The 19,196-nt window shown below is 69.0% G+C and carries 17 protein-coding genes; 10 read left to right on the forward strand and 7 right to left on the reverse strand.

The features are described from left to right. The first annotated feature begins 27 nt into the window (after positions 1–27). The 5 genes from ACTWQA_RS25260 (at position 28) to ACTWQA_RS25280 (ending at position 7,326) form a co-directional block, all read left to right on the forward strand. The gene (locus ACTWQA_RS25260; protein WP_443161562.1) at positions 28–1,062 is read left to right on the forward strand and encodes a hypothetical protein; all 1,035 of its coding nucleotides are present in this window, start codon (positions 28–30) and stop codon (positions 1,060–1,062) included. Beyond that, on the forward strand, positions 1,059–3,404 hold the full coding sequence (locus ACTWQA_RS25265) for a discoidin domain-containing protein (protein ID WP_443161563.1): 2,346 nt from the start codon (positions 1,059–1,061) through the stop codon (positions 3,402–3,404). Before ACTWQA_RS25260 ends, ACTWQA_RS25265 begins: the two co-directional genes overlap by 4 nt. A 282-nt stretch (positions 3,405–3,686) precedes the next feature. After that, positions 3,687–5,096: an APC family permease gene (locus tag ACTWQA_RS25270; protein ID WP_327583744.1), complete on the forward strand. Its 1,410-nt coding sequence runs from the start codon at positions 3,687–3,689 to the stop codon at positions 5,094–5,096. Between the two features lie 143 nt (positions 5,097–5,239). Continuing rightward, positions 5,240–7,066 (forward strand): S8 family serine peptidase, encoded by a 1,827-nt coding sequence (locus ACTWQA_RS25275; RefSeq protein ID WP_443161564.1) that lies wholly within the window; start codon positions 5,240–5,242, stop codon positions 7,064–7,066. Continuing rightward, complete coding sequence (locus ACTWQA_RS25280) at positions 7,063–7,326, forward strand: hypothetical protein (RefSeq protein WP_443161565.1); 264 nt, start codon at positions 7,063–7,065, stop codon at positions 7,324–7,326. The genes ACTWQA_RS25275 and ACTWQA_RS25280 overlap by 4 nt, the downstream gene beginning before the upstream one ends. Positions 7,327–7,953: 627 nt before the next feature. Here the strand turns inward: ACTWQA_RS25280 and ACTWQA_RS25285 are convergent. Then, positions 7,954–8,079, reverse strand: coding sequence for a hypothetical protein (locus tag ACTWQA_RS25285; protein WP_443161566.1), 126 nt, complete (start codon positions 8,077–8,079; stop codon positions 7,954–7,956). A 350-nt stretch (positions 8,080–8,429) separates the two neighbouring features. Between ACTWQA_RS25285 and ACTWQA_RS25290 the strand changes: the two genes are divergently transcribed. Then, complete coding sequence (locus ACTWQA_RS25290; RefSeq protein WP_443161567.1) at positions 8,430–9,416, forward strand: glycoside hydrolase family 11 protein; 987 nt, start codon at positions 8,430–8,432, stop codon at positions 9,414–9,416. Between the two features lie 62 nt (positions 9,417–9,478). Here the strand turns inward: ACTWQA_RS25290 and ACTWQA_RS25295 are convergent, their stop codons facing one another. The 4 genes from ACTWQA_RS25295 to ACTWQA_RS25310 all read right to left on the reverse strand — a co-directional run bounded on the left by ACTWQA_RS25295 (position 9,479) and on the right by ACTWQA_RS25310 (position 13,058). Continuing rightward, a complete protein-coding gene (locus ACTWQA_RS25295; protein WP_443161568.1) occupies positions 9,479–11,365 on the reverse strand; it encodes an ABC transporter ATP-binding protein in 1,887 nt (628 codons plus the stop codon). A gap of 145 nt (positions 11,366–11,510) precedes the next feature. Beyond that, positions 11,511–11,732 (reverse strand): cellulose binding domain-containing protein, encoded by a 222-nt coding sequence (locus ACTWQA_RS25300; RefSeq protein ID WP_443161569.1) that lies wholly within the window; start codon positions 11,730–11,732, stop codon positions 11,511–11,513. After that, complete coding sequence (locus ACTWQA_RS25305; RefSeq protein WP_443161570.1) at positions 11,678–12,364, reverse strand: DUF998 domain-containing protein; 687 nt, start codon at positions 12,362–12,364, stop codon at positions 11,678–11,680. Before ACTWQA_RS25305 ends, ACTWQA_RS25300 begins: the two co-directional genes overlap by 55 nt. Before the next feature lie 34 nt (positions 12,365–12,398). Beyond that, on the reverse strand, positions 12,399–13,058 hold the full coding sequence (locus tag ACTWQA_RS25310) for an SRPBCC domain-containing protein (RefSeq protein WP_443161571.1): 660 nt from the start codon (positions 13,056–13,058) through the stop codon (positions 12,399–12,401). Positions 13,059–13,274: 216 nt separating this feature from the next. On the opposite strand from ACTWQA_RS25310, the gene ACTWQA_RS25315 reads away from it, so the two are divergent. The 3 genes from ACTWQA_RS25315 to ACTWQA_RS25325 all read left to right on the forward strand — a co-directional run bounded on the left by ACTWQA_RS25315 (position 13,275) and on the right by ACTWQA_RS25325 (position 16,946). Further along, the gene (locus tag ACTWQA_RS25315; RefSeq protein WP_443161572.1) at positions 13,275–14,120 is read left to right on the forward strand and encodes a trypsin-like serine protease; all 846 of its coding nucleotides are present in this window, start codon (positions 13,275–13,277) and stop codon (positions 14,118–14,120) included. Positions 14,121–14,247: 127 nt separating this feature from the next. Beyond that, positions 14,248–15,036, forward strand: coding sequence for an SDR family oxidoreductase (locus ACTWQA_RS25320; RefSeq protein ID WP_443161573.1), 789 nt, complete (start codon positions 14,248–14,250; stop codon positions 15,034–15,036). Between the two features lie 179 nt (positions 15,037–15,215). Further along, on the forward strand, positions 15,216–16,946 hold the full coding sequence (locus ACTWQA_RS25325) for a VanW family protein (protein WP_443161574.1): 1,731 nt from the start codon (positions 15,216–15,218) through the stop codon (positions 16,944–16,946). 51 nt (positions 16,947–16,997) lie between these two features. On the opposite strand, the gene ACTWQA_RS25330 is transcribed toward ACTWQA_RS25325, so the two are convergent. Together ACTWQA_RS25330 and ACTWQA_RS25335 are read right to left on the reverse strand one after the other, a co-directional pair. Continuing rightward, entirely contained in the window at positions 16,998–17,150 is a 153-nt protein-coding gene (locus ACTWQA_RS25330; protein WP_443161575.1) for a hypothetical protein, read from the reverse strand. Between the two features lie 254 nt (positions 17,151–17,404). Then, a complete protein-coding gene (locus ACTWQA_RS25335; protein ID WP_443161576.1) occupies positions 17,405–18,820 on the reverse strand; it encodes an MFS transporter in 1,416 nt (471 codons plus the stop codon). A gap of 203 nt (positions 18,821–19,023) precedes the next feature. Here ACTWQA_RS25335 and ACTWQA_RS25340 point away from each other — a divergent pair, with 203 nt between their 5' ends. After that, a complete protein-coding gene (locus tag ACTWQA_RS25340; protein ID WP_305916100.1) occupies positions 19,024–19,191 on the forward strand; it encodes a hypothetical protein in 168 nt (55 codons plus the stop codon). Positions 19,192–19,196: the final 5 nt, after the last annotated feature.

Consider the following 19,196-nt stretch of genomic DNA (forward strand, 5'->3'; position numbering starts at 1 on the left):
AGAGAGCGCGCCGTGCGGAAGGGCGCCGTGAGCAGGCCGTCGCGCCGACGCCGGGCCGTCGTCCTGGTCGCCGGCGTGGTGACCGCCCTCGCCGCTCTGGTGGTCACCGGCGTGATGCTCACCCACCGCTCCGGCGAGGTCGCCTCCATCGACGGGCACGCCGTGACCCGCGACGAGCTGCTCTTCCACATGCGGCGGCTCGCGCCCCAGGTCCAGAACGAGTTACGCCTCCAGGGCGGGACCGCGGGGACCACGAAGGCCGGCGACCGGACCGCACTGCAGCGGCTCGCGGCCCGCGCACTCGACGAGATCCGGCGGGACAAGACCACGCTCGTCCTCGCGAAGGAGGAAGGCCTGATCGGCTCCGCCGACCACGCGGACTTCCTCGCCGAGCTGGCCGGCGAGAACGAGCGCCGCGCCGACGCCATCGCCAGGGGCGAGGTCGTCTACGGCCTGGTGGAATTCTCACCCGAGGAGTACTACTCGCACCGGCTCACCGAGCTCACGACCGCGCTGAAGCAGCGGCTCGGCAAAAGGGCGGACGGCCCGCTCCGGGTCACCGACGCCGACGTCCGGCGGGCGTTCGACGCCGACCGGGACGCCTGGAGCGCCAACGCGACCACGTACACGTACGCGAAGCTCGTGGTGCCGGTGCCCGACGGCGCTCCCCAGGACTATGCGGCCGGCCTCCAGCGGCGGGTGGCCGCGGCGGACCGGCTGGCGGAGGTCGCGGATCGAGAGCCGGGCGCCGAGCTCACGACCGCCACGCACCGCGGCGGCGGCTCGGCCGTCCACGACCAGGACCTCATGGCGGTGCTCGGCAAGCTCGCCGCGGGCCAGATCTCCGCCCCCGTCCCAGGCACCGGCCAGATCACCTACTACGAACTCAACGGCAAGACCGTCGACGAGGACGCGGCGTTCGCCGAGTACTCCCGACGCATCCGGCAGTCGCTCATCGAGGAGAAGTTCGCCCAGTTCCTCCAGCGCCGAGTGGACAACAGCGACATCAAGGTCGACACGGCGGCGGTGGACGCCATCAACGCAGAGGATGTGCACCAGTGAAACCTGTCGGCACCGTATCCCCCGTCGCGCCGGCCCGCCGGCGCCCCGCGGCGCGGACGCTGCGCATGGGCCTCGCCGCCCTGCTCGCCGCGCTCCTCGCGGGCTCGCTCGCGCCCGCCGCGCCCGCCGCCGCGGCCCCGGACCGCTCCCCCGCCGCCGCCAAGAAGGACCTGCCCGGCAACGCGCCGAACCCGGCTGGCGGCAGGGACTACTTCATCGACGCCACCAACGGCCGCGACAACGCTTCCGGCACCTCACCGAAGACGGCCTGGCGCAGCCTGGCCAAGGCGAACGCGACGACGTTCATGCCCGGCGACCGCATCCTGCTCAAGAGCGGCGCACAGTGGCACGACCAGCAGTTATGGCCGAAGGGCTCGGGCAGCGCGGGCAAGCCGATCACCATCTCGGCGTACGGCGACCCGGCCGCCCGCAAGCCGTACATCGCGGCGAACGGCAAGGTGCCGAGCCCCTTCCGCGCCGACGGCACGAAGAACCCCGACACGGTCGGTCTGACCGGGGCCATCGTGCTGCGCAACCAGCAGTATTTCGAGATCAACAACGTCGAGCTGTCCAACGACGACGACTTCGCCACCGACATCACCACTGGGCGCCACGTCCGCGACGGCATCATGGTCTCCATCAACGCCGACCTCCTGCCGGCCGGCGCGGACAGCATCATGGACCATTTCCGCATCTCGAACGTGTACGTCCATGATCTCGACGGCCCGAGCAACTGGCAGCGGATCCACTACGGCGGCGTCAACTTCCAGGTCTTCGGCAGCCGCAATTACAAGGAGTACGCCACCGGCGGCTACTACTTCAAGGACGTCAGGATCGAGAACAACACCTTCATGAAGGTCGAGCTGCACGCCGTGCAGTTCGCGTTCAACTGGTTCGCCGCGGACGGTGCGAGCTCCGGCCAGTACGACGAGAGCGGGAAGTTCCATGAGGGCTGGGAGCAGCTCTGGGTGCGTACCCGCGACCTGTACAGCCGTGACGTCTACATCGGCCACAACTACGCGGAGAGCGTCGGCCAGGGCGCGATCCAGCTGGCCAACACCAAGAACATGACGGTCGAGTACAACGAGGTCAACGGCTTCCTCGAGCGGTATGGCTCGGTGTCCGTCGCGCTCTATCTGTGGGCGGGCGCCGACTCGGTGATGCAGTACAACGAGGTTTACGGCGGCCCGTACAACGAGTTCGACGGCACCCCGTGGGACCTGGAGTACACGAACTTCAACGTCACCTACCAGTTCAACTACTCGCACGACAATCCGGCGGGCTGGATGTCGTATATGGGCAACAGCTCCAACTCGGTCGCCCGCTACAACCTGAGCGTGAACGACAACGGCGTGCTGGTGAAGAACATGCTGTCGTCGAACTACTCGCCGACCTACTTCGTGAACAACACCTTCGTGTACGACGGCGCGGAGATGGACTACTTCCACGACGAGACGTTCCTGAGCAAGGTCTACTTCCTGAACAACATCTTCTACAACGCCTCCACGACGGAATCGACGCCGTGGTACCGCCGGACCGGCGCCCTGCGCCAGGCGGTGTTCTCGAACAACGACTTCTACGAGGCGAGCGGCACCCATTCCAGCCAGGAGCCGGCTGACCGGGCGGGGCTGCGGGTCGACCCGAAGTTCGTGGGAGACCCGGCGAAATACGTCACCGGTGCGGGCGTGGACCGGATCCGGACGGCCGCGGCGCACTTCAGGCTGCGCGGCGACTCACCGCTCATCGACGCCGGCCGGTACAACCCGCACCTGGGCACCGAGGACTTCCTCGGCACGCACCTCTACTACGGCAAGGCACCGGACCTGGGCATCGCGGAGAGCCGGATCGGTGAGAAGGTCGCCAACCCAGTGGACGACGATCCCATCGAGGACGATACGGATGACCGGGTCAACCTCGCTCTCGGCAAACCGGTCACCGCGAGCTCGACGCACCCGGGCGCGAACGGCACGCTCACCGCGGACAAGCTGACCGACGGCGACCCGGCGACCCGCTGGGCGGCGGCCGACGACGCGACCTACCCGATCACGCTCGACATCGACTTCGGCGCGGACACGACCTTCGACGCGGTGTACCTCGACGAATACACCGACTCAGGCACCAATCCGCGGGTCCAGACATTCGACCTGCAACGATGGGACGCTGGGACCGGCGCCTGGGTGACCTTCGCCGGCCGTGCCGACGGCATCGGGCACGACCTGACCGTGACCGGCTTCGGCAGCGTCACGACCTCCCGGCTCCGGGTGGCGCTCACCGGGCAGAAACCGACCGAGGTGTATACCCCGACACTGACCGAGATCGCCGTCTACCGCACCGACGCGTAGGCCATGGACACTCGGCGGGAATCCAGCTCATCCGCCCCAAAGGCGTCAGGTGTCAGCGCAGCGTGACGTTGTGTTCACAGATGACTGCACGGACCGTAGAGTGTCAGAATGGCAGTCGAGATCACGTGGCCGACCTGGCGCGCGGGCGCCGGTCGGCCACAGATGGCGCAGCGAAACAACCCTGATCCGCGCCAGCGGGGGCCTGGCTCGGTTGTGCGGCACTCCTGAACCGGCCCATGCCCATCCAGCCCTGCGGCTGATGCACGACAAGGAGCACCCCCTATGTCTCAGGTCAGTCCCCCCAGTCCTGCCGAGGCTGACAGCAGCGGCCAGCCCAGCCTGAAGCGGGTGATGGGCCCCGGCCTGTTGCTGCTGTTCATCGTCGGCGACATTCTCGGCACCGGGATCTACGCGCTGACCGGCCAGGTCGCCGGCGAGGTGGGCGGCGCCGCCTGGCTGCCCTTCGCGATCGCCTTCATCGTCGCGCTGATCACGGCGTGCTCCTACCTGGAGCTGGTCACGAAATACCCGCAAGCCGCGGGAGCCGCCCTCTATGTGCATAAGGCCTTCGGCAAACACGTGGTGACCTTCCTGGTGTGCTTCGCCGTGATGTGCTCGGGCATCACCTCGGCGTCAGCCGCCTCCCGGGCCTTCGCGGCCAACCTGGTCGCGGGTTTCGGTCTGGACGTCGGCAACAGCGTCATCCTGCTGATCGCCCTGGGCTTCATGCTCCTGGTGCTGGCCGTCAACCTCCGCGGCGTCGCCGAGAGCGTCAAGATGAACATCGTGCTCACCGCGGTCGAGCTCTCGGGCCTGCTGCTCGTCATCCTGATCAGCCTCTACTTCATCGCGGGCGGCAACGCCGACTTCTCCCGCGTCGTCGCCTTCGAGACTCCTGCCGACAAGAGCGTGTTCCTGGCGGTCAGCGCCGCGACGTCGCTGGCCTTCTTCGCCATGGTGGGTTTCGAGGACTCGGTCAACATGGCGGAGGAGACCAAGGATCCGGCGCGGATCTTTCCCCGGATGATGTTCACCGGGATCGGGATCACCGGGCTGATCTACATCCTCGTGTCCATCTGCGCCGTCGCCGTGGTCCCCGTCGGCCGGCTCGCCGAAAGCGAGACCCCGCTGTCGACGGTGGTGCAGACCGCGGCCCCCGGCTTCCCGATCTCCGACCTGTTGCCGTTCATCTCGATGTTCGCCGTGGCCAACTCCGCACTGATCAACATGCTGATGGCCAGCCGGCTCCTGTACGGGATGGGCAAGCAGGGTGTGCTGCCGTCCTTCCTGGCGAAGGTGCACCCCTCCCGGCGCACGCCCCAGGCGGCGATCGTGTTCACCACGGCCATCGCCCTCGGGCTCATCACCTTCGTCTCGCTGAGCCCCGACAGCCCCGTCGTGGCGTTGCTGGGCGGGACGACGTCGCTGCTCCTGCTCGCGGTCTTCGCCCTCGTCAATGTGTCCGTTCTCGTGCTGCGCAGGGACGAGACGACGGCGGAGCACTTCAACGCGGGCCGCGTCCTGCCCGTGGTGGGCACGATCACGTGCCTCTACCTGGTCCTTCCCTGGTCTTCCGGGCGTCCGGCCGGCCAATACCAAATCGCGGGCGTGCTGCTGGCGATCGGTGTGATCCTCTGGGTGATGACCTGGTTGTCCCACAGGAAGCAAGCAGGCATGACCGGCCGGGACTGAGATCATCGGTTCGGCGCCCCGGCCGCACGCATCGGTCTGTCGCAGCGTCTCGCGGTTGAGTAGGGGGTGCTCATGCGCGCATCGCGGTTTCGGCGCACTCTGCCTCTTGCAGGAGCGCACGACCACGAGGACAGGGGGGCGCGATGCATCTCGCCAGCACCAGCATCTATCCGCACATGGACCCGCGGCTGCAGTGGGCGCTGAGCCGCTATCAGGATGGCATGCTGACCATGGCCACCAACACCAGCAGCGAGACGGAGGTAGCCGTCCTCGCCCTCGTCGAGGATGCCGACGCCTTCGCCGCCCGCGACGACGTACGGCTCGGCGCGGTGATCGGCGAGGTCGACGGGCATCGGCTGGTGACCGCGCGGGTGCCGTTCTCCGGCATCGAGCCGATCCGGCGGGCGGCGGGCGTGCGCAGCCTGAAGCTGGCGCAGGCGATGATGCCGATGCTCCAGGCCACCGTCCAGGATCTCAAGGCGGCGCCGGCCGCCTGGCCACCCGGGGCGTTGGCCGCCGGCGGCGCCGGCGTCGTGGTCGGGGTGGTGGACTACGGCCTGGACTTCGCGCACCGCAACTTCCTCCGGCCGGACGGATCGACCCGCGTCGCCGCGCTGTGGGACCAGACCGCCGCATCCGGCCCGGACAGCCCGTTCGGGTACGGCAAGCGCCACAGCTCCAGGGACATCGACCTGGCGCTGGCCGCCGAGGATCCCTACCGCGCCCTCGGCTACGACCCCGGCGAGAACCCGCCCACCCTCTCCCCGGGCAGGCACGGCACCCACGTGGCGGACATCGCCGCCGGCAACGGCGGCGGCTCGGGGACGCCGGGGGTCGCGCCGGAGTCCGCCATCGCGTTCGTCCAGATCTCCCACTCCGACATCACCTGGCAGGGGCCGGAGGTGGTGGAGGATTTCCTCGGCGACTCGGTGCACATGCTGGAGGCGGTGCGATTCCTGTTCGACGAGGCGGCCGAGCGGCCGTGCGCGATCAACATCAGCATCGGCACGAACGGTGGGCCGCACGACGGCTCCAGCCTGGTGGAGAGGGGCCTGGACGCGATGTTGTCCGAGCGTCCCAACCGGATGGTCGTGCTGTCGGCCGGCAACTCCTTCAACGACGGCGTCCACGCCGCCGGCGCTGTCGCCGCGGGCGGGACGTCCGACCTGCGCTGGGTGATCCCCGAGGTGTCCCCGTCGTCGCCCGAGTGGCACGGGGAGCTGGAGATCTGGTACTCCGGCCGCGACCGCTTCACCGCCAAGCTGATCGATCCCTCCGGGACGAGCCTCGGCTCGGTGCCGCTCGGCTCCAACGGCAGGCTCGTGGCCGACGACGGCACCACTACTCTGCTGTTCGTGAGCCACCGCAGGGCAGACCCGCTCAACGGCGACAACGTGGTGGACGTCTTCCTGGAGCGGCACGCCGGTCCAGGCGCCTGGACCATCCGGCTGCACGGTGAGCAGGTGAACGACGGCGGCTACCACGCCTGGATCGAGCGGAACAACGTCGTGCAGACGACGTTCGCCGAGCCGCGCGACAACAGCCACACCCTGGGCTCCATCGCCTGCGGACGGCTTGCCCTGGCGGTCGGCTCCTACGACGCGCACACCCAGGGCAGCCCGCTGTCCGGCTTCTCGGCGTCGGGGCCGACCCGCGACGGCAGGCAGCGGCCGGAACTCAGCGCCCCCGGGCACAAGGTCGTCGCGGCCCGCTCCAAGACCGGCACCGGCGTCATCGCCAAGTCGGGCACCAGCATGGCGGCCCCCGCTGTCACGGGTCTGACGGCGCTGGTCCTGGCCGAAGCCCACGCCCGCGGCGTCGAACTGGACATCGAGACGCTGCGGCGGATCGTCATCCTGGCGGCCCGTACCGACCCGCCCCCCGCCGAAGGGTGGCACGCCCGCTACGGGCACGGCCGGGCCGAGGTGGCCGAGGCGCTCAGGGCTGTGCAGAAGCTGGCGCAAGGATGATCCCTGCCGGTGGCCAGGACCCGGGCGCGTACCGCAAGGCGCGCGTCCGGGCCTGGCTGCTGGGCGACGAGCGCTGGGCACGCGACCATCCGGCGACCGGCGTGGTCGAGGTGTCGCAGCCGGGATACCGGCCACCCGGCGTCGAGGTACGCGCCGCGCTCACCGACACGCTGCTGACCGCCGCCGTCCGGCCTTCGGCACTGGCGGCCCTGGACCGCGACCCGCTCGTGGTCTCGGTTGAGCTGACGGGCTGGCAGTAGCGGCCGGCGACGCCCGGCACCGGTGAGCCGTCACTGGGAGATGGCCTCGTACAGGCGTCTCGCCTCGTACAGCACGAGACTCGACGATCAACGTCTCGCGGGACACTCGGCCCTCATCGGCCAGCACGGCCAACTCGCCGACAATGCTCAGGAGCGGATCCGCTACACCCCGCACCTGGAACAGGCGCGGCAGCAGGGGACCGAGCAGCGGATCGCCGTCGATGCCAGGGCCGCGCCCGCGCCGCCGCAGGGCCAGCCGCCAGACCCACCCGACGACGAAGGCGTCGCCGTCCGGGAGCTCGAGGCCCGTCTCGGACACCAGTGCGGCGGCCAGGTCCCAGCCGGGCAGGCCTTCCATGCGCCGCCACGTCCTGCCGGTCGGCGGCCTCAGCCGGTGCACCAACCGGACGGCAAGGTCACGGCGCCACTCCACGGGGCGGCGCCGCAGCAGGGACACGATACGGCCGGCGTCCTGCTCCGGGTCGCGCACCAGGCGCAGCTCCCTGCGGTGGAGCCAGGCCGCCACCTGCTGAGCCCCGGTGAAGCAGGCCGCCCCCGCGAGCCGGTATCCGGGCGCCAGGCCCTCGATCTCCCGGCGGGCTACGAACCCGCCGCGCAGCTCCTCGGTCAGGTGGCCCGGAGCTGCATGGCGACCGCCCGCCGGCCCAAGTCGCTCAGCCCGTCCAGGAACTTCGCCAGGTCCTCGTCGTCACCCGCCTCGATGCGGTCGAGGACCTCCAGCCAAGGATTCATGCGGGCACCTCGTTCCACCAGGCGCCGCGGGTTCGGCGCGCCCGCCGTAAACAAGCGATCATGGCCCGGAACCTAACGGCCGGCTCCGACAATCCGCCCCCGCACCCGAACGGGCTCGATGATGATGCCAATCCTGGCATGTTTCGGCATATCTACGAAACTTTCATGTGCCCGCATTTCTGAGAGAAGCGCCAGCATACAGGCGAAACGCTCTCCCAAGATCTTCACCTCCCGGCACAGACCGTTGACAACTCGATCGAGGCGTCCGACACTTTCGCCATCACACCGATAGTTTCGCCCTGGACCACCCTGCGCGCCCCCGCCAGCCTTCACGAGGAGGAAGCACGCACATGAACGGCGCCCCCACCCGCTCGAAGAGTCGCAGACGCGGCCGCACCAGGCTGCTCATCGGCCGTGCCTGTGCCGTAGCCGTAGCACTGGTCCTGGCTGTGACGATGCCACCCGGCATCGCCCACGCGGCCCCCATCACGTCCAATCAAACCGGCACCAACAACGGCTACTTCTATTCGTTCTGGACCGACAGTGCCGGAACGGTCTCCATGGAACTGGGATCCGGCGGCAATTACAGCACCTCATGGCGCAACACCGGGAACTTCGTCGCCGGCAAGGGCTGGAACCCTGGCGGACGCCGAACCGTGAACTACTCAGGCAGCTTCAATCCGTCCGGCAATGCGTATCTGACGCTCTACGGGTGGACGAGGAACCCACTCGTGGAGTATTACATCGTCGACAACTGGGGCACCTACCGGCCTACCGGAACGTACAAGGGCACGGTCACCAGCGATGGCGGCACGTACGACATCTACCAGACGACGCGCTACAACGCCCCCTCCATCGAAGGCACCCGAACCTTCAATCAGTATTGGAGCGTCCGGCAGTCGAAGAAAACGGGCGGAACCATAACCTCCGGCAATCACTTTGACGCATGGGCCCGTAATGGAATGAATCTCGGCACCCATGATTACATGATCCTCGCAACAGAGGGATATCAAAGCAGCGGGAGCTCCAATATCACGGTGGGCGGCTCCTCCGGCGGCGGCGGTGGCGGCGGTGGCTGCACCGCGACGCTGTCCGCGGGCCAGCAGTGGAGCGACCGATACAACCTCAACGTCTCGGTCAGCGGCTCGAGCAACTGGACCGTGACGATGAACGTGCCGTCTCCAGCGAAGATCATCGCCACCTGGAACATCAGCGCCAGCTACCCCAGTGCCCAAGTATTGACCGCCAGACCCAACGGCAGCGGCAACAACTGGGGTGCGACGATCCAGCACAACGGCAACACCACCTGGCCGACGGTCTCCTGCAGCGCGAGCTGACTTCCGAAGACCCGCGGACGCCGAGCGGGAGTGGCGACAGAGGTGCGCCGCTCCCGCTCTGGTCACCGCTCGGCTCGGTCCCGTGCTGATGACGTGATCGCCTGGCGCGTGCTTCGGCTCACCGGTGGATCGCCGTCCGGGGTGTCGTCATCGACCAGGAAGCCACCGGATTGGTGCCGCCAGAGCCTAGCGTAGGGACCTTGGGCCTGGAGCAACTCGCTGTGGGTGCCCTGCTCCACAATGTGTCCGCGGTTGAGCACAACAAGCCGATCCATGCGGACGACGGTGCTCAATCGGTGCGCGACCACGAGCGCGGTACGGTCCTGCATCAAGTGCCACAGGGCTTCCTGAACGAGGATTTCGCTTTCGGAGTCCAGGGCGCTGGTCGCCTCGTCCAGCAGCAGGATCGGGGCATCACGCAGGATCGCGCGCGCCAGGGCGAGGCGTTGCCGCTGGCCGCCGGAGAGCTTGACGCCGCGCTCGCCGACCAAGGTGTCGAATCCCTTCGGCAGAGAGTCGGCGAACTCCATGACATGCGCCGCCCGCGCGGCCCGGAGAATCTCGGCATCGGTGGCCCCCGGCCGGGCGAACGCGATGTTGTCACGCACCGACCGGTGGAACATGGCGGGCTCCTGCGGGACATAGGCGATAAGACTGCGCAGGTCGGCCTGACGCAGGCGGGCGATGTCCTGGCCGCCTATCAGGATCCGGCCTCCGTCGACGTCCATGAGGCGCAGCAACAGCCGGGTCAGGGTGCTCTTGCCGCCGCCGGACTGGCCGACCAGCCCGATCTTGGCGCCGCTGGCGATGTCCAGATCCAGGTTCTCGAACAACGGCCGGCCATCGGCGTAGGCGAAGCTCACCCGCTCGAAGCGTACGCTCGCGTCGGCCGGGCGCAGCGGCTGCGGGTCGGCCGGATCCACCACGGTCGGCGGCACGAGAAGCAGCTCGGTGAACTGGGCGGCTTCGGTGAGCACGCTCTCGATGCGCCGGTATATCTGGTTGAACTCGAACATGATGCTGATCGTGGTCGAGTAGTAGGAGAAGGTCACCACGATGGCCTCCACCCCCAGGCCTCCCCGCAGTGCCACGGCGAGGAGCAGGCCCACGGCGCTGGTGAGGACCGACAGCGGGGCGACGACGGTGTCCACCCGGAGATTGCCGTAATCCCAGGAGCGCAGCGACAGCCTGCCCTGCTCGGCGACCCTGGCCCGGTGTTCGGTGGCTTCGCGATCCTCGGCGGCGAACGCGCGGACCGTCTCCATGTTGGCCAGCACATCGGCGACGTGGCCCGACACCAGCACCTTGGCCGCCTCACGTTCGTCGACCAGCGCTTGGCGACGGCGGATGAGCGGAGCGACGAGAAAGCCAGTGACGATGATGAGGCCTACGAGAACGACGACCAGCAGCGGGTGATAGCGCCACAGCACGACCGAGGCGAAGGCCAGCGGCACCACCTTGGCCATGATCGAGAAGGTGAGCGTGTCGGCGAACTCCTCGAACCTGGAGGAGAATCCCAGCACCCGTTTGGTCAGCGACCCGGCGAAGTTGTCGTGAAAGAAGGCGGCGTCCTTGGTCAGCAGCTCGTCCATGCCCACCACGCCGAGCCGCTCGATCCCCCGGGCGTCCGTACGGTTCAGGAAGTGCAGTCCCACCCGCCACAGCACTTCGCCCGCCAGCAGGAACCCGCCGAACGCGAGCACATACGGCAGTAACGCGGCGACGGTGCCGTCCCCGCCTTCGGAGAGATGCCCCACGAGCCCGGCGACCGCCAGCGGCGCCAGGTAGAACAGGCAGATGTTCCCCATCGCCGGGAGCGTCAGGGCGGGCACCGAGACCCGCCACTGGCGCTTCAGCTCACCGCAGTAGTAGCGCAGGACCAGCAGAACCGCCGATTTGCGTACAGAGGGACCATTCCCGGAGTCCTCAAGTGATCCGTGTACAGCCATCCGCCCTCCCGAATGCCGACAGCGCCTTGGCCATGCTGCCGGAGGCTGTACGGCAGAGCGAACGATTTTCCGGCCACCTCGGGGCGGCTACCGAACACATGCAGCACTGCCTGCGGGGGCAGGTAGGCCCCGGGAATGCCGGTTGTCAGGCGCAGGTGTATCCGGACGGAAGTACGGTGTCGCCGTTCGGGCGGCTTACTTGGAAGCCGACGCTGATGGTGCCGCCTCCGGGGGCGAGGGTGCCGTTGTGAGCGGCGTTCCTGATGGTCACGCTCTGCCCGCTGACGGTGAAGGCGCCGTTCCACGAGCCGGTCAGCGTGTGCCCGGCCGGCAGCGTGAAGGGCGCGCGGCCAGGAGCGACGTCCATACCAGGACGAGCGCGATCGCGACGGCGAAGGTGGCATTGGCCGCCCGGTTGCCTGGCAGCGCGAAGATCGTCAGCCAGGCCCCGAGGAAGAGCGCGCCGGTCACCGTACTGAAGACCGCCCAGCCGCGGCGACCGGCCCCGGCGAACCGCCGGGCGAACACGAAACACGCGGCGATCAGCGCGAGGAAGGCGGCTCCTGCGACGAGGAAGTGCGCCATGCCGTGCCAGCTGATGGTCGTGGGCGGGCCGACCGGCGTCCCCGGCGGGAAGCCGTCGACAGGGTCGGCGGAGAAGAAGGCCGCGGCGACCATCCCGGCGCCGAAGACGCCGATCAGCCGCGGCCCCCAGACACCGCCCCGGCCCGCCGCCGGACCGAGCACCCGGTGCAGCCCGATCGCGCACGCCATGAACAGCAGTCCACTGACCGCGAAGTTGGCGATCTGGATCCATCCCTGGTCACCGTTGCTCAGCATGCTGGCCGGATGCCGGGTGATGTCGAACCCGTCCCTGGTGAGCATCTGCAGCACGACCACGACGATGTAGAGAGGGCCGGCGATGACGCCGCAGGTCAGCAGCGTCCTCGTCGAGCCGGCAGCAGCCCGGCCGGCCGTTGTGGTGACGTGCTCGTTCATCTGTCTGACTCCTCTCGTCGAGTACGGGCGGCGCTCAGCGGTTGTCACCTCCTGTGGCCTCAGGGGCGTAGTGCTGCTCCGCGAACGCGATGGCCGCGGCGATGTCGTCGTCGCTGGTCCCCCAGGCGGCCTGGATCACGGGCCCCCAAGCGCGGCAGCTGCGCGCGGCGAACTCCTTCTCCTCGGACGTGTCTCCCCAGGTCGCGGGGTCGAACGTGGTGCCATGGAGGAACAGGTCGAGGCCGAGCAGCGCGAGGTCCCAGCCGCAGCCGATGCCGATCGTGGCGCCGGGCCCGTAGGTGCGCGCCATCTCGTCGACGATCTCGGCGGGTGCGGCGTGCTCCAGCTCCAGGACGGTGCCGCCGTCGTCGCCGCGCGCGAGACGGACTTCGAGCTCGGTGCCCATGCCCTCCCCCAGGGCCCAGGTCACCTTGATGAGATGGGGCTCCTCGCAGCGCAGGATCTCCCCGCCGGCGTTGTCCTTGAGCTGGAACGTGCCGCCGAGCCGCAGGTCGCCCTCGATCGGGGCCAGCCATCGGCTGATCCGGTCGGGATCGGTACAGGCGCTCCATACATCCTCGATCACGGCGTCGTAGGCGCGGCGCAGCAGCAGCGACCGCCCTTCGCCGGCGGCGACCGGGCGGTTGCCGATCTCCCTGTGGGTGGCGTTGATCTGGTTGACGATGTCGATCATGTGTCTTCCCCGCTCTTCGTAGCCGACTGTCGGAGAATTTCATCTGCAACTTATATAAGTCAAGACTGAATAATGGTGGAGGCATCGCCCAGCCGCTGTGCGGCGACCGGCCGTCGCGGTGCCCGAAGCTGACAGCTGACTCTCAGGTTCCTGGACTTGATCCGCGCGCACATCGGTGGCAGAACAGCACGAGTATCAGGAAAGGAAAATTACCCAGTGCGATCATTAACTCGTCTGGCCGCTGCGATCTTCACCGCAGCCCTCGCCGTGCTCACCGTCGCCATGCCCGCTCAAGCCATCACCGGCGGGGAACCCGACGGAAACCGCCACCCCAATGTCGGGCTGATCATGTTCTACCAGCCTGACGGCCGCTTCCGGTGCTCCGCGACGCTGGTCTCGCCGACCGTGCTCGTCACCGCCGCGCACTGTACCGAGGGAACACTCGGCAAGACCTTGGTGACGTTCAAGTCGGAGATCGCCAAGGAGCCCCTGGCGCCGTTCCCCGTGGCGGCAGACCCGAGCAAGGGCTACACGGCTGGGGAGATCACCGCCGCCGGTGCCCTGTCCGGCACGGCGCACTCCCACCCGCAGTACTCGAACTTCACCGACCTCGACAACTGGAACGACGTCGGCGTGATCGTCCTGGACAAGGCGGTCTCCGGGATCACCCCGGCCAAGATCGCGTCCTTGCGATTCCTCGACGCCTACGGCCCGCCGGCGCTGAGCAAGACGCTGTTCGACTTCGTCGGGTACGGCACGGAGGTGCGTAAGCCGGTCACCGGCCCCCAGAAGCCGCAGCCGATGAGCTACCCCCTGGAGCGCCGCTACACCACTCAGCCCGGGCAGAAGCTCACCGAGCAGATCCTCCAGGCCAACGGCAACTACCACGACACCCGCGGCGGCGGTGGCACCTGCTTCGGCGACTCGGGCGGCCCCGTGTTCCTCAAGGGCTCCCTCGTCGCGGTGACCAGCTACGGCTACACGCAGAACTGCCGCTACCTCGGCGGCTACCAGCGCATCGACATCGCCGTCGCGCAGAACTGGCTGAACGACTACCTGTAACCGCCACAGCCGGCCCGGCCACGGGTCCGGCACCAGTGCGGGCCGGCGACGACACCACGATCGTCTCGTCGGCCCGCGCAGGCGGTAAGTCATTGAAACAAGTTATAGCCAGCCCTAGGCTGAGCGCATGATCCTGGACCTTTTCCAGATCACCGGCGCCGCCGCGATCGTCACCGGCGCGGGGCGGGGCATCGGCGCCGCCACCGCCGTCGCCCTCGCCCAGGCAGGGGCGGACGTGGTGCTCTGCGCACGCACCGAGGAGCAGCTCCGCGCGGTCGCCGACCAGGTGGAGAAGGCGGGCCGGCGAGCCCTCGTCGTCCCCGGCGACCTGTCCGTGCCGGGCACCGCCGAGGCGCTCGCGGCGCGGGCCGCGGACGCCTTCGGGCGGCTGGACATCGTCGTGAACAACGTGGGCGGCGCACTGCCCCGAGCGTTCCTCGACACGAAGCGCAAGCACCTCGAGAACGCGTTTCAATTCAACGTCGGCATCGCGCACGAGCTGACCAGGGCCGCCGTCCCCCACTTACTGGAGAGCGGCGGCGCGGTCGTGAACGTCTCCTCCGCCGTGGGCCGCGTGGCCGGCCGCGGCTACCTGGCGTACGGCACCGCCAAGGCGGCGCTCGCGCACTACACCCGGCTGGCCGCCCTGGACCTCGCCCCCGCCGTGCGGGTCAACGCGGTCGCCGTCGGCGCGGTGGCCACCTCAGCGCTCGACATCGTCATGAACGACGAGGACCTGCGCACCCGGATGGAGCACGCCACACCGCTGCGGCGGATAGGCGAGCCGGAGGACGTGGCGGCCGCGGTGCTCTACCTGGCCTCCCCGGCCGCCCGCTATTTGACAGGCAAGGTGCTGGAGGTGGACGGCGGCATCGACCGGCCCAACCTGGACCTGGGGCTGCCCGACCTGTCATGACGCGGTGAGCACGTACGCCCGGGTGAAAGTGGGCCGTGACGCCCCGCTATCCGTATGTCATGGAGAGGCCTCGAACGAACGGCTCGAGCGCCGAGCCATCAGAGGAGGCCATCTACGATGGCTACTACTATGCTCCGCATGCGCGATGCCAGCCCCCGACCACGCACGACCACCGTCCCGTGGAACCTGTAGTGAGCCGGCGCGGCGTCGTAGGCCCTCAGGTAGGCCCGGCCAGGCGCGCCCCGTCCGGACGGCGCCGGGTCGCCGTCATCGTGGCGGCTCTGGGCTCAGTGGTCGTCCTGGCCTATGCGATACCCGCGATTGCGCTGGCCGGCGAAGTGCCGCGCGGCACGCGGATCGGTGGCGTGGACGTCGGCGGCCTGTCCGAGGCTGAGGCCCGTACGCGACTGGAGCGCGAGTTCGGCGCGCGCCTGGCCCGCCCACTGACGCTGTCGGCCGCCGGCAAGTCGATCCGGCGGACGCCCTCCGAACTGGGGATAGGGGTGGACGTCCCGGCATCGGTCGAGGCGGCGCTGGACGGCGCGAGCACCCCCGCCGGGGTGGTGCGCTCGCTGTTCGGCTCCGGCCGGCGCGAACTGCGCCCCCGCATCGCACTCGACGAGGCTCGCCTCACCGGCGAACTTGCCAAATTGGCGCGTACCGTGGACGCCAAACCCCGTGAGGGCGGCGTGCGCTACAAGGGAACGCAGCCGCAGCCGATCGTCCCCAAAGCCGGCCGCGTCCTCGACCGAGCCGGCGCGGCGGACACCATCCGCGACACCTTCCTGAGCGGCGGCTCCTCGGTCACGCTCACCACGCGCTCACGGCCGCCCGCGACCTCGCCGGACGAGGTACGTCGCATCACCGGCGGCCTCGCCCGTACCGCGGTCGCCGGCCCGCTCGCTCTCGTGAACGGCGGTCAGAGCGCCGAACTGTCCGGGTCTCAAGTGGCCGGGGCACTGCGCTGGGCCGCCGACGGACGGGGCGGCCTCCGCCCCGTCCTCAACGCCAAGGATCTCCTGCCCGACCTCAACAAGCAGCTCATCGACGAGAGCCAGCGCCCTCAAGATGCCTCCTTCAAGATCGTGAAAGGCAAGCCACAGGTCATTCCCGCGCGCCCGGGCCGCGGCATCGACGCCAAGGGCCTCGGCACGGCGATCTCCACCGCCCTCGCGGCGGGCCGGCGCAGCGTGAAGGTGCCCGTGACCGAGACGCAGCCTCGGGTGACCACCGCGCTGGCCAGGAAGCTCGGCATCAAGAAGAAGGTCAGCTCCTTCACCACCCACCACCCTTGCTGCGCGCCCAGGGTCACCAATATCCACCGCATCGCGGACATCGTGGATGGATACGTGGTCAAGCCCGGCGAGACGTTCTCGCTCAACGGGATCGTCGGCAAGCGCGACAAGGCGCGGGGGTTCGTCGAGGCGCCGATGATCCTCAACAACCGGTTCGTGAACGATGTCGGCGGCGGTGTGTCGCAGTTCGCCACCACCATGTTCAACGCGGTGTTCTTCGGCGGTTTCGAGGACGTGCAGCACCGGCCGCACCAGTACTACATCTCGCGCTACCCGGCGGGGCGGGAGTCCACGGTTTCCTATCCTCAGCCGGACTTCCGGTGGCGCAACGACTCCCCCTATGGAGTGCTGATCAAGACCTCCTACACCAGCACCTCCGTCACCGTTGAGTTCTGGAGCACGCAGCGCTTCACCATCGAGTCGGAGACCTCGCCTCGGTACGACGTCAAGTCGTTCGACACGCTCAGCGAAACCGATCCCGACTGCATCCCGATGGAAGGCGCCGAGGGCTTCTCCATCGATGTGTGGCGCATCTTCCGGCAGGGCGGCAAGGAAGTGCGCAAGCAGAAGTACCACACCGTTTACGCGCCCGAGCCGCGCCTGAAGTGCACCTGAGCACGACGCGACCAAGCTGCCCCTGGCCGGCGCTCGGCGGCTACGTGAGCATCACGTGGCAGGCCTGAGCCCGGCCAGGATGACTGTGACCAGACGGTGGGCGGCGTCCTGCGACGGCAGGTCTCCAGCCGCCGCAACGGCATGCAGGCTGTAGGCGGCGAGCTCTTCTGGCGCGACGTCCTCGCGGAAGGCGCCGGTCCGCACGCCTTCTGCCAGAGGGGGTCCCGGATCAGGTCGTGGAGCCGCGCTTCGGCGTCGCCGGCCTGATCGCGGACCCGGGCGAGATGCTCCAGGTGTGCGGTCACCTGCCGTTCGTGCCAGGCGAGCAGGATCGATTCGACGTCCGGGAAGTATTTGTAGAGGGTCGCGCCCGATGCCGGTCCTCTCCGCGATCTGGGACATAGTGACCGATCGCAGCCCGTGCTCGGGCACGAGCGCCGCGAGCCCGCCCGGGGCGGTCAGTGGCCGTGGCCGACGAACGCCGTCGCCGGTTTGCCCGCCGGCACCAGGCCCAGCGCGACGGCCGCCGCGACGACGGCGACAACAGCGCAAAGCGTGAGCCCCGCCACGAAGCCGCCGATGCCCACTGCAGAGCCGGGCACGAGGCTTGACGTGGCGACAGTGGAGACGACGGCCACGCCGATCGAGCCGCCGAGCTCGTGGAAGGTGTTGATCACGCCGGAGGCGACGCCGTTCTCGCCGGGCGGGATGTTCGCCATGGTCGTCGTGGTGGCCGTCACGAACGCCGGCCCGATGCCCAGCGCGGCCAGCACGAACCCCGGCAACAAGGTGGTGTACGCGCTCGCGTCGGGCGAGATGCGGGTCATCAGCGCCGCCCCCGCCGCCGTGACCACGAAGGACGCAACCGCCACCGGCCGTCCGCCGATCCTGCCGATGAGATGTCCGCCGAGCTGCGCCCCGATCGTGATCGCGATGGCCACCGGCAGGAAGAGCAGCCCGGTCTCCAACGCGCTGAAGCGCAGCACGTGCTGGAGGTAGAGCGAGCTGATGAAGAACAGGCCCAGCATCAGGCCGGTCGCCACCAGCATGACGAACGTCCCCGAGATCACCGGCCGCCTGGCCAGGGTCTCGGCGCGCATCAGCGGTGACCGTACCGACCGCTCGACCACCACGAACACGACGTAGAGCAACACGGCCCCGACCAGCGGCAGCACCGTGCCCATCGCTCCCCAGCCGGCGTCGCCCGCCGTCACGAGCCCGTAGATCAGCAGCGCCGTCGCCAGCGTGACCAGCAGCGCGCCGGGCACGTCGACCCGCTCGCTCCGCCCGGGCGTGGCCGGCACCACGACGGGCACGGCCGCGAGCACCGCCAGCCCGATCGGAACGTTCACGAAGAACACCCACGTCCACCCCGGCCCCGCGGTCAGCACGCCGCCGAGCAGCACGCCGAGGGCCGCGCCCGTGCCGCCGATGGCCGCCCAGACGCCGAGTGCCCGCCCGCGCCGCTCACCGTGGAACGTGGCGGTGACGACGGCCAGCGCCGCCGGCGAGAGCAACGCCGCGCCGACGCCCTGCAGCGCCCTTCCGGCGATGAGCATGGCGCCGCTGCCGGCCAGCCCGCACATCAGCGAGGCCGCCGTGAACAGCCCGAGTCCTGCGAGGAGCGTGCGGCGCGCGCCCAACGCGTCGGACAGCCGCCCTCCGAGCACCATCAGACCGCCGAAGCAGAGCGTGTACGTGGTCACCACCCATGTCAGCGACTCACGGTCGAGCGCGAGGTCCGTGCCGATGGTCGGCAACGCCACCTGTACGACCGTGATGTCCACGATCAGCATGAACTGCGCCAGGCACAGCAGCACCAGCACACCCCATCCGCCGGCGCGCAGCTTGATGGGAGCCGTGTCGAGACTCATCCGAACCTCCTTAAGTTGAACACTAATGTTCAAGTTAGCACACACATGAACCATACGTGGGTAGGGTTCGCCGGCCCGTGCAGGTCAGGGGCGCGGCTCGAATATCCACCGCCTGCTGTCCATCGCGGGCTCTCCCGTTCGTCGTTGGGGTGTCACGAGAAATCGCGAAGCGCCCGCAGTGGCGCTGGATGGGAGGGCCCGTCATGCCTGATCTGCTCGCCGCCACCTACGCTCTGCGACCCCGCAACGAGCTGGCCCGCTCCGCGTTGCCCAACGCCCCGGTCAAGGGCATCAAGCAGCGGAGGACCAGGACATTCAGACTGCCTTTCGTGGGCATGCTCGCCCGTCGTACAGTCAAGCCGATCTCCTAGGAGGA

It is taken from the genome of Nonomuraea sp. 10N515B (assembly GCF_052245915.1).
Lineage (GTDB): Bacteria > Actinomycetota > Actinomycetes > Streptosporangiales > Streptosporangiaceae > Nonomuraea.